This window comes from Desulfosoma sp. (assembly GCA_037481875.1).
In the GTDB taxonomy this organism is placed as follows: Bacteria; Desulfobacterota; Syntrophobacteria; order Syntrophobacterales; family DSM-9756; genus Desulfosoma.
Window position 1 is genome coordinate 18,825 of record JBBFKY010000016.1, and the last position, 11,631, is coordinate 30,455.

At 53.4% G+C, this 11,631-nt stretch carries 7 protein-coding genes; 4 read left to right on the forward strand and 3 right to left on the reverse strand.

Going from position 1 to position 11,631, the window contains the following annotated elements; genetic code table 11:
• Positions 1-141: 141 nt before the first annotated feature.
• The 3 genes from WHS46_14655 to WHS46_14665 all read right to left on the reverse strand — a co-directional run bounded on the left by WHS46_14655 (position 142) and on the right by WHS46_14665 (position 5,447).
• A complete protein-coding gene (locus tag WHS46_14655) occupies positions 142-1,044 on the reverse strand; it encodes a hypothetical protein (protein ID MEJ5349917.1) in 903 nt (300 codons plus the stop codon).
• 109 nt (positions 1,045-1,153) lie between these two features.
• Positions 1,154-3,703 carry a tetratricopeptide repeat protein gene (locus WHS46_14660; protein ID MEJ5349918.1) on the reverse strand — a complete coding sequence of 850 codons (2,550 nt, stop codon included), beginning with the start codon at positions 3,701-3,703 and terminating at the stop codon, positions 1,154-1,156.
• 568 nt (positions 3,704-4,271) lie between these two features.
• A complete protein-coding gene (locus WHS46_14665; protein ID MEJ5349919.1) occupies positions 4,272-5,447 on the reverse strand; it encodes a PilZ domain-containing protein in 1,176 nt (391 codons plus the stop codon).
• Between the two features lie 679 nt (positions 5,448-6,126).
• Here WHS46_14665 and WHS46_14670 point away from each other — a divergent pair.
• Genes WHS46_14670 through WHS46_14685 form a run of 4 tightly spaced genes read left to right on the forward strand, consistent with a single transcriptional unit; the run spans position 6,127 to position 11,498 of the window.
• Positions 6,127-7,512, forward strand: coding sequence for a sigma 54-interacting transcriptional regulator (locus WHS46_14670; GenBank protein ID MEJ5349920.1), 1,386 nt, complete (start codon positions 6,127-6,129; stop codon positions 7,510-7,512).
• 23 nt (positions 7,513-7,535) lie between these two features.
• On the forward strand, positions 7,536-9,110 hold the full coding sequence (locus WHS46_14675) for a Wzz/FepE/Etk N-terminal domain-containing protein (protein MEJ5349921.1): 1,575 nt from the start codon (positions 7,536-7,538) through the stop codon (positions 9,108-9,110).
• Between the two features lie 46 nt (positions 9,111-9,156).
• Positions 9,157-10,086, forward strand: coding sequence for a polysaccharide biosynthesis tyrosine autokinase (locus WHS46_14680; GenBank protein MEJ5349922.1), 930 nt, complete (start codon positions 9,157-9,159; stop codon positions 10,084-10,086).
• The gene (locus WHS46_14685) at positions 10,086-11,498 is read left to right on the forward strand and encodes a TIGR03013 family XrtA/PEP-CTERM system glycosyltransferase (protein ID MEJ5349923.1); all 1,413 of its coding nucleotides are present in this window, start codon (positions 10,086-10,088) and stop codon (positions 11,496-11,498) included. Before WHS46_14680 ends, WHS46_14685 begins: the two co-directional genes overlap by 1 nt.
• The last annotated feature ends 133 nt before the right edge of the window (positions 11,499-11,631 follow it).

Below are 11,631 nucleotides of genomic sequence, written 5' to 3' on the forward strand. Positions count from 1 at the left end.
CCCTCCTCGATCCGACGGCTTTCGGCCTTGTCCTCTCCGCGCGCCCCTTTTTCCATGCCAAGGCCGGTTCCAGACAATCGCGCCACGCTTAAAACCTTGCAGATTGGTTTGTCAAGCAAATATTCGCGTGAGCGGTACTTTTTATTGAAGTTGAGGATAATGGGTGGTGAAAAAATCTTTTTGAGAAGGATTGAGGTTTTCCCAAAGGGATGGGAAAAGGTGAAAAAAATGGCGAACAATTTCGGCTTTACGACCGTTCATGAAAGGAACCATCGTCCTTTGGGGCCCTTCGGCCGATGAAGTTTCCGCAGGAACGGGTGTTTCTGCGGGATTCCAAGGAAGTAGACCTGTCATGCGATGGAAATAGAGATACAGATTGGCATCCAGGTCGTTGGAATCATAAACCTGTTTGAGGCGGTCGGCGATGTGATGCATGTCCACCCGCAGGGCGACGGCCGGGGCGTCCACGCGAGGATAATGGCGTTCCGGCCCGAAGTCTTCAAAAAGAAGAATGTTCTTATAAAAGCTTACATGCTTGGGGTTGACGGCGATACAGAGATCATCCACACCGCGGTAGCGGGAATACTGGTACATGACCTGCGCTAAAAGCATGAAAAGATTGCGCCACCGTAACTTGGGCGGAGTCACCAAAGCGGAAAGTTCCACGACTCGTCGGCCCTTTTCGCGAAGAGTATCCAGTTCCGGTTTGTAGATAATGTCCATGGGAAGTCCAAAAGCTTCCGTGTCAAAGATTTCCGTCAGGGTGGAAATGACGGTGAGGTAGGATTTGGCGATGAAAATGACCGTTTCTGGAAGAAGCGAATGGGCGCTGAAAAAGAGTCCGTTGGGCTGGGGTTCCTTGAGGTAGCCCATGCGTAGATAAGTGTCGTGCACCAGGCGGAAGGATTGTTCGTATTCGTCGATGGTTTCGGCGATCTTGATGGCCGGACGGTCGATGTCGTCCAGTTGCAGGTCGAGAAGGTTGGAACGTCTGATACGGACCGTGCGGCGTCGTTCCAAGAGGTGGGGCGTGGGGTCGGACATGGGGTTCTCCTTGATCGGACACGGGGACGGCCACAGCGGTTCGCCCCTACGGGTTAACACTCGGGGCGGAGATATCGGTCCGCCCCGACGATAGAGGGACCGGTCGGGGCTAAGAATCCTTTTGGGTTCTTAGCTTGTCCATCAAAGCCTGCGCCTTTTCTTTTTCCGGGAAAGGCCCTTCTTTTTCCAGTGTCTTTTGTAATTCCTCCAGGGCTCGGTTCGTGGCACCCTTTTCCGCCAAGGCCACCGCCAGATGGTATCGAATGGAAGGATTGTCCGGCGATTTGGCCAAAGCGGCTTCAAACTGAGCGATGGCGCTTTCGTAAGCTTTCTTGTGCACAAAAATCCATCCCAGCGTATCCGCCACGGCCGGATCTTCCGGCATTTTTTCCTTGGCCATTTGGGCTAGGGTGAGAGCCCGATCGATGTTGCCGCCCGTTTCCACCAAAAGCCAGGCCAGGTTGTTGGCCGCCGGAGCGAAGTCAGGTTTTTGTTCCAGAATCTTTTCGTAATATCGTGCGGCGGATTCGTTTCTTCCCTTCACCTGGTGAAGGATGCCCAGGTTCATGAGAGCCGGAAGATAATCCGGCTGTCGTTCCAAAAGCATTTCAAGACGTTTTTCGGCCTCATCCGTGCGGCCAAGTAGATAGTAGACTTGTCCAAGCACCATGTACGGAGCGGGCCATTCGGGAGCTCTTTCAACAGCGGCCGAAAACGCCTTTTCCGCTCCCTGAAGGTCCTTTTTCACAAGCCTCACCTGACCTTCCAGTACAAGGAGAGAGGCTTCTAACAATTTATCTTCTTGAACCTTCGATAGCCGCTCCTCAATCAGGGAAAGGGCCTTATCGGGTTGTTTTTCCAAAACATAGGTCATCACGAGGCCTCGAAGAGCTTCCGTGGATCGAGGCGCCCGTTCCAACGCCGCTTCATAATGGGTTCGAGCTTCTTGATAACGTTTGTCTGCGAATTGAACACTTGCAACGGCAAGATAACCTTCAGGGCGGTCGGGAAAGAGTTTCTGGACTTCCATAAAAACCTTTTCCGCCTCATCCGTGAGTTTCTGAGCGGCCAAAGCCCGTCCCAGAAGAAGCCGAGCCCGCATCTCCCGCGGTTGCTTTTGCACCACATCCCGAGCCAAGGCTTCCGCCTCGCTTGCTTTGTCTTCTTTCAGTAAGAGCTCCGCTTTCACCATCTTGGCCAGGAAATGGTCCGGATTGAGTTTCAAGGCCTCTTCCAGAGAGTCTTTTCCTTGCTGTTGTCGGCCCAGATCAAAACGGGCCAAAGCCCTGTAGTAGTGGGCGTCGGCCAAGTTGGGATAGTCTATCACCAGTTTATCCAAAACGGTCAAACCCTGTTGGGTTTGCTTTTCTTTCAAAAGCATGCGGGCTTCCAGAAGTCGAGCCAGAGGATCTCCTTTGGCCTTGGATTCAATGGTTTTCAGGATGGCTCGAGCTTTTTCAAAGGCGTTCCTCTCATAGAGGATCTGGGCCTGGGCCCGTAGAGGTCGAAGATCTTCCGGATGCATTTGCGAGGCCTTTCGAAGAAGATCCAACGCCTTGTCGGATTCTCCTTTGGCCAGGTACAAGGAACTCAGCTCCAGTTGAGGTTCAATGCTTTCGGGCATGGCCGAAAGGGCGTCCAGAAGCGTTTTTTCGGCTTCTTCCACTTCCCCGCGGCTCAAATAAAACCGAGCCAGAGCTATGCGAAACTGAGGACTTTCGGGGGCTTTACCCACAGCCTTTTGAAGCTCTTCTTCGGCTTTATCGAATTCCCGTCGTGCGATGTAAAATTGAGCCATGGAAAGATTGTGCAGGGGTTCGTTGGGGAATTTTTCCTGGATGGACTTCAGGATGATTTCCGCTTTTGTTGAATCCCTCAGGGCGGCATAGAGCTGAGCCAGCGCATAAAGAGGCTGTGGGGAATCGGGCAGGGCTTCGGCGGCTTCCTGCAGCGTTTTTTCCCCTTCAGAAAGACGTCCCATGGAAAGGAAACATTGAGCTTTGAGCAGTCGCGCATCGAGACGCTTGGCATCCAGGGCCAAGGCTCGTTCCAGATCCTGCAGGGCTTCCTCAAAACGCTTGTCCCGAGCCAGGGAATGGCTACGAAGGATCAGAGCATCCACGTTGTCCGGTTGGCTTTCGAGAGCCTTTTCGGCGGCTTCCCGCGCCCGTTGGATCTGGTTTCCGGCAAGATATAAGGACGCCAGGCGGACTTGAGCCTTCACATGTCCCGGGTCAAGAGATGCCGCCTGACTGAAGGCTCCAAAGGCGTTACGAAGATCGTTTTGTTTGAGATAAACCTCCCCCAAGGCGAAATAAGCGTCTGGGGATTTGGGATTGGCCTTGAGAGCGTTTTTGTATTCCAATGCCGCTTCCGCCAGTTTTCCTTCCTCGCTGTAGGAGTTTCCTCGTGCCATGTGTTTGGCGAATTTTTTTTCCGGGCTTTGGCACCCGAAAGCAAAAACCAAAAGCAGGCTTAAGACGAAAAACCTTCCCAGAAGGCTTTTCGATAAGGAGGCAAACCCATGGTTTTCCCGAGAGCGCGGACCTTCGGCCCGCTCGAGATGCGGGCGGGACTCCCACGCTTCCAAGAGAAAAGCCCTATTCTGGCCGCTGTCGGGGTGGACCGATGTGTCCGCCCCTTTTCGCGGTGAGCCCATGCGCCACTCCATCGTACAGGCCGATCGCTGTCCCCAAGCCTCGTGGGGACGCAGCGACGCGTCCTTCCACACCACGGCCGGACCGCTATGCGCGCCCATTGTCGTCCGAACAAATCGCCCTGTCCGGCCCTTGTAAGGGCGGACCCATGTGTCCGCCCTTCTTCCCGCTAACCCCATGCATAGGCCCCATGATTTTTGGGCATCCTTTGATTCAACCGGACACTCTGGTGCCCGTCCGTCCCCACACGTCGATACGGGACCGCGTCTTCTGGTCGCCGGCTGACACGGAGGCTGCCCAAGACCAACAAACCCTGTCGCATCCACCCCCGCTTGGTAAGGGCGAGGCGCCGCCTCACCCCTACTTCCCGGCGGTGTGGGGCTCGGGCCCGCTTTCTGTGCAGGCGGGACGCCCGCCCTTTCATGGAAAAGTTCGTTCTCGGACAAGCTCCTGGATTCTTTTCTTTCTAGCATGAGAGGACAATGTCGAGGATGGTCAGGCATGGAATGCGTCTCCTTTGAAGAGCTCGGGACACGGAACAAAGGGGATTAGCTTTGTGACTCTTGGGGTTTAGGATTTCAACTTGCCTGGTGTAAACACATGCGCGGCCGGAAGCCGCACCTGAACACGATTGTAACCGGATTCCGCTCGAATATGCACGCTGGCACCGTATTCCCGCAAGGGCAAAATCGCATGGTAAAATCGAAGCACTGTTCTCTCGTCTCTAGGTGTGACGTTTTCCATAAAACGGACGTCATCCAACGTAATGTGTAAGGAATCCGATTGGATCATTCGAAATCCATCATGACCGAAACGAATGCCGACCCAACCGTCGGTGACGGAGGTTTCTACGGTCAAGGTCGAGCCGTCACTGGCCAGGGCCGATTCCAGAAGGCCGAGAAGGCAGCCGTTGACACAGCAGGCAAAATCCAGAGGGCGAATCGCCAAAAGAGGCAGCCCGTTAGGAACCATCTTAAAGCGTAACACCCCTATTTTGCCCCCGAGAAACGTGCAGAGTGTTTCCAAGGACATGACCGATTGACGGAGAATGTCCGCCGGATCCACCGTGTACAGATAGCTTTCGGGCTGAAGGGCCATCGCCCCTTGAAGAACACGAAAAATGGAGATGCATTCCTTGACTTTGGCCGAAGTGTTCTGAAGGGCCTGCAGAAGATTGGTGGCGCGCTCCAGCAAAGGATGCAGCGGGGCTTCTGCGGAGACGGTGCGGGATTCCGTGAGAACCCTCTGAAGGCGCACGGATTCCAGATCCAGACGTGCGCCCAAGGTATTGAAAACCTGTTGAGCCGGTTCGGCGCACAAACCCAAAAGACCTCCGGCCCATGTTTCCCCATGCAAGGTCAAGGCGGTCTTTTCCAGTAAGGAAAGAGTCGCTCGAAGCCGTGGTGCGAGACCTCTTTGCTGCAGCCGCGCACAGGCTGTCGCGGCCGTTTCCAGTGGCAGGGAAATACGGAAGGATTCATCAAAGGCGATACCGAAACGAAGACTGCCGTCTTCACAGCGCTGTGTCCATCGAACCCGCCCCGACACTTCCTCAGGTTTTGGATCCATGGCAAGGTCCACAACAACGCTTTCGTCTTCTTTAACAGCCACCACCTTCCCGATGCGGACACAGGCACCGATGTGATGAAGATCCTCCAGGATTCCCGACTCAGCCCATCGTCCGTCACGGGCCTTAATGGTTCCTTCCAAAGCCAAAGGAAGACGACATTGCCGCCTGCGTTCCACTCGTTCCCCGATCCCGGGCGCCCCTATCAATCTTCTACCCCCACCTTTCTCTGGCCATCCAATCGCCCCTTCCGGCCAAGCCCCCCTTCATCCTCCTCTTGGGCCACTTTTCTGGTTTCAGTTTAATAGGCAAAATTGATACCGAATGAGAGGGGTTCTAAGCGTCTTTTTATGGCATACCGCTTCATGGATCATTAACTAGTTGGGATCATTAAAAATGCTCGATCATCTCATAGTGTAGAGCCGAAATAAAGGAGCCGGAAGCTAGACTTTTTCAGAGCTTTTGCGGCCGGCTGAAAGCTTCCTTCACTGAAAAATGTGCAATGGATTGCACTTAAAGTGTGCAAAGTTTTGCGCAAGCGTTTCCTTTTTTGCAAACCCTTTTCCGTTTCAAAACAAGGAACGGCATGGGGAAGCCTCCTTGGCGAATGTGTGCATTTTGTTGCACACCATAGGCAAAAAAGGATACGCTTCGAATCAAAGAAACCTCCGCATAAAAGCTAAACTATTGTCTTAAAAACGGAAAATGGAATGTCTACAAATCTAGCACGAACCGTGCATACCAAGAGGCCGTCGCGCTCGTTTGTTTAGGAAAGCTGAGCGCATGCGGCGGCAACGCTCACAACGCGGTTTTCGGCCCACGAGACACCATGAAAACGAAAGCCGCGATGGAGGGAAAATGGCGGCAACGACCATCATCAGCGCCGAGACAATGGACTACGGGGCCTTTCTGCAGAGTTTGGTGGACCAGGTGGGCGTTCCCAGTCGATGGATACCGGTAGAGGGTTTGACACGGGATTTTCTGGAAAAGTTTCGGCCGGCCGTGGTGGTTGTGGAAACGCGACATGCCATCCCTTTGGAACTCAGCCGTTGTGCGGCTTCCTGTGGGTTTCCGCTGGCGGTGGTGAGCGAAAGAGCCGAAGTGCTTTCCAAGCTTTCCCGAAACAACGGGCAGAGCGTCTGGTGTTTTTCCAAGCCCTTGGAACCGACCGCTTTTGTGAGGTGCCTTGGGGATTTTCTGAAAAAGGAAGGATTGTTGTCTCGCGATGAAACCTTATGGGAGGGACCTTATCTCATTGGCGTCGGTGAGGCCATACGAACCGTCCGTACACGGCTTGCTCGAATAGCCGCCACCGACCTAGGGGTGCTGATTCGTGGAGAAACAGGGACGGGCAAAGGGGTTGTGGCCATGGCCATTCACAACAATTCGTCACGACGCCACGGCCCTTTCGTGCAGGTTAACTGTTCCAGCATACCCCACACCTTGCTGGAAAGTGAACTTTTCGGGTACCGCAAGGGTGCCTTTACGGGAGCCTATCGAGACAAACCGGGAAAATTCGATCTGGCAAAGGGCGGAAGTCTTTTTCTTGATGAAATATCGGACATGAGCCCTTCCATGCAAGCCAAACTTTTGCAGGTGCTTCAGGACTTGGAATACGCTCCGCTGGGGCATGCGGAAAATGTTCGAGCCGATGTGCGCGTCTTTTCCGCAACCAACGCCCCTCTGGAAGACATGGTGGCTCGAGGTCGATTCCGCCAGGATCTCTATTTTCGACTCAATGTGGTTCAAATCGAGCTTCCCCCCTTGCGGGAACGCCTTGAAGACGTGGGACCCCTGACCCAGCATTTTCTCAACAAGTATGCGGCTCTTTTTGGATGTCCTCTGCCCGGATTGTCCCCGGAACTTCGGCGTCTCATGGAGCTCTACGACTGGCCGGGAAATGTTCGGGAGCTGGAAAATTGCATCAAGGGACTCGTGGCGGTGGGCAATGAAGAGGAATTGCTGAAGACTTTGCGTCAGAAAGTCCATGATAATCGGCGGCGGCCCCACCCGGGTGAGAATCCGAGTGCGGTGGAGCTGCTGGAAGATATTCGGCAGAGTTCTTTGAAAGAGGTGGTTCAAAGGGTGGCTGATGAGGTGGAACGGCGCATGATCGATGAAGCTCTAAAAGAGACCCGAGGAAACAAGCGCAAGGCTGCGGAACTTCTTGGCGTGAGCCCCCGGACGCTGTACAAGAAAATGCGCATTTTGGACTCGATTGGTTCGAAGAACTTTCGAACATAATGCAACCGCAGAGGACGACGGCCATGATTCAATTGCCAAAGATCAACGTGGAACCTTATGTGGATGCCTTGATTCGGCGCAAGTGGTGGATTGTGGTGCCCTTGGTGCTGAGTGTCATCGGAGGGGTCCTGTATGCCATGACCACGCCGAAAATCTACGAAGCCAGCACGCTCATTCTCGTCGAAAAACAGCGTATCCCCACCAGCTATGTGCAGCCTACGGTGACGGAAAGTGTGGAAAGCCGTTTGAGGACCATCTCCCAGGAGGTGAACAGCCGCACGAACCTGGAGCGTATTATCAAAGATTTTAACCTTTACCCCGATTCCCGGATTCGGGAACGCGGTTTCAAAGATGTCTTACTCGATCACGTGAGAAAACTCTTGGGACGTCCCCTACCCAAGGAAGAAGAAGCCCCGAAAGTCCCCATGATGGACTTGGTGGAAAATATGAGGAAAAAAATCGGCGTCAATGTCAAGGGGCAAGGCAATGCCTTTGAAATCACTTTTCAGTGGGACGACCCGCAGACGGCGGCGGCTGTGGCCAACGCCATCGCCAGCCAGTTCATAGAGCAGAACCTGAAGGTTCGAGAAGAAATGGCCATGGGGACGACAGCCTTTTTGGATGTGGAAACCCAAAGGTTGCGAAAGGAATTGGAAGCTCGGGAACAGGCGCTGGAAAAATTCAAGAAAGAAAACATGGGCATGCTTCCGGACCAGCTTCAAAGCAATCTGAATATTCTCGGCCAACTCAAAGAAGAACTTACGGATCTGGAAAAACGTGTGGCTGTGGAAAAGCAACAGGCCATGATGCTTCAGTCGCAGAGCCAGGCCATGGCCCAAAGCGGCCCGGACCTGTCGTCGCTCATGGTTGAAGACGAATCGGGGTCCTTTGTCGGGGGGGAAATCGATCAACTGCGCCAAAAACTTGAAGACCTTCTGACCCGCTACACGGAACGGCACCCCGATGTGGTGGCTTTGAAAAGGAAAATCGAAAAGTTGGAAAAAGAAGCCGCTGAAGCTCTAGAAGCTTCCCGGCGTTCAGGAAAAAAGGGTTTACCGAACCTTGGAGGTTTGTCCGGGCAGGACATGTTCGCCATACAAACTCAACAGATCAACGCCAGGATTGCCGATTACGAAAAACAGATCGGCGTCTTGAAGGAACAGATCGCTCTCTACAAAGACCGCGTGGAAAAAACACCCCAAGTGGAATTGGAACTGACAAAACTTGTTCGCGACTACCAGACGGTGCAGGACCGTTATGCCCGGCTTTTGGCCAAGAAACTGGATGCCCAGATGGCCGAAGAGCTTGAACGTCGGCAAAAGGGAGAACAGTTTCGTGTGATCGATCCTGCAGTTGCACCGGATCGCCCCATCAAACCCGATGTGCGAAAGGTCCTGGCCATAGCCTTGTTGGCCGGCTTGGGGCTTGGATGCGGCCTGGCCTATGTACGGGAAACCTTGGATCCTCGATTTTATTCTCAAGAAGAGGTGGAAGCCGTCACTCGATGCAAGGTGCTGGTGAGTATTCCTTTGATAAAGGAGCAAGCGGCCAAATCAGGCAAAGGATTCAAGGTGTTCGGCAAGAAAAAGGCTGCGTGAATTTGGAATGTTTTTTATGTGGGTGCTGAAGGCGCCATGAAGCGCTGTGGTGAAAAAAATCTTCAAGGTGCCCTTTTCTTTGACCGATTGTCCCTATGGAACGGGACGATCGGAACCGGCATCGAACGTTTCAAGAACGGGTAAACGCATGGGAAAAATTTACGAAGCCCTGGAACGAGCCAAACAGAGTCGAACTGAAATTCCCGTGGTTCCTTCAACCTCGGACGGTGCCGATCCCGAAATCCCCGTTTCGGACCTTTTGCCTCAAGGATTCAGTCGTGAACTCGTGGTTCTGGACAAGCCCGGTTCCCAGGCCAGCGAAATGTTTCGGTACCTGAGATCCTTGGTGGTTCATCCGGCGGAAGGAGATCCCCCTCGTACCATTCTGGTCACCAGTGCCCTTTCGGGGGAGGGCAAGACTTACGTGGCGTCCAATTTGGCCGTGGCTATCAGCCAAGGCCTGGATGAATATGTGCTTCTGGTGGATGCGGACCTTCGAGCGCCCCGCATCCATCGAGTTTTCGGCCTTACCGATGTGACCCACGGTTTGTCGACCCACTTGGATAAACAGGTTCCTTTGGAAGAACTGCTTCGAAAGACCGGGCTTCCGAAGCTGACCATCCTTCCTGGAGGCAATTCCACGCATCGGCCTGCGGAACTTCTTACGTCCGAGCGCATGCGCCGACTCATTCGGGAAGTGCGGGACCGATACTCGGACCGGTTCGTCATCTTTGATTCCACGCCGCTGGAACTGACCCCGGAAACCTATGTGCTTGCCAATGAAGTGGACGCCATTCTCTTCGTGGTGCGCCGCGGTGTGACGCCGCGACGTTCGGTACAGGCGGCCTTGGAAAAAATTCGGCGGGAAAAACTCCTGGGGATGGTTTTTAACGGAGATGACGCCATTCTAAAGCGCTATCGCAAATACGGATATTACAAGAGTTACGGAGACGAGTCTCGCAAAAACAAGAGCTGATGACCGAAACCGCCATGCTGAAAATCTTCCACACCTATTATCCCATTCGAAATTTCCTGTTTTTCCTGGGGGAAGGTCTGCTTATTTTCGGCGCCCTTTGGGTCGGCTTCACGCTGCGCTACCACGGTTTTTACACCACGCCCGATACCCTAAGGCACAGTATCTGGATCCGAGTTCTGGTGGTCACCTTTGTCGTGCAGCTCAGCCTTTACTACCATGATCTTTACACAGTCTCGAAACCTTTGAGCCTTTTTGACCTCAGTTTAAAGCTCGTGCAGGCCACGGGCGCGGCTTGTATCGTGTTGGCCGGTATCTATTTCGTGTATCCGCCCGTCATTTTGGAACAAGGCGTGTTTTTTCTGGCCCTTTTTTTGGTATTGCTTCTGCTCGTCTCGTGGCGTTTCGGTTATCAATACGTGTGCCTCAAAGGGATCGGCTCGGAGAAGGTTTTCCTTATCGGCAGCGGGCGCCTGGCGGGACTCATCGGATCGGAAATTTCCGAAAATCTGGATTCCGGTTACAGAGTGGAAGCCATCTTGGATCGTGATGCCACAGAAAATGTCGCCGATAAATTGGGTGTGGAGTTTTACCGGGACTACGAGCGCATGTGCGAACTGGCATTGGAACGAAAAGTCTCCAAGATCATTGTGGCCTTGGATGAAAAACGTGGCAAATTTCCCGCCGAAGCCTTGCTGCGATGCCGTATGGCCGGAATTCCCGTCTTTGACGGCGTGACTTTCTACGAGGCCCTTAGCGGGAAGATTCTGGTGGAGGGGGCCCTACCTAGTTGGCTCATCTATTCCGACGGTTTTCATCGGCATCGATGGACACAACTGGCCAAGCGAACCCTGGATATCATCTTCGCCACCGCCGGTCTCGTGCTGTCGGCTCCGATCATGGCTGTAGTCGCTTTGGCGGTTAAATGGGATTCCCCCGGCCCTGTCTTTTACACTCAGGAACGAGTAGGACAAAAGGAGAAATCCTTTCACATTGTCAAATTCCGCACCATGGTGCAGAATGCCGAACAACTGAGCGGACCTGTGTGGGCCGGGGAGCGGGATCCTCGAATCACCCGCGTGGGCCGAATCCTTCGAAAACTGAGACTGGACGAGCTGCCGCAGTTCTGGAATGTGCTGCGAGGCGACATGAGTTTCGTCGGGCCCAGGCCGGAACGGCCCGTCTTTGTGCAAAGGCTGAAGAAGCGCCTCCCATACTATGGGGAACGGCACACGGTCAAACCCGGCATCACAGGATGGGCTCAGATCAACTACCCTTACGGCGCTTCGGAAGAAGACGCCCTGAAAAAACTGGAATACGATCTCTTCTACGTAAAAAACTTCTCCATCCTTATGGATATCTACATTGTGCTCAAGACCGTTCAAATTGTGTTGTTTGGGAAAGGGGCGAGGTGAAATGTTGAGTCACGAGTCATTAAGTCATTGAGTCATTGAGTCATTGAGTCATTGAGTCATTGAGTCATTGAGTCATTAAGTCATTAAGTCATTAAGTCATTAAGTCATTAAGTCATTAAGTCATTAAGTCATT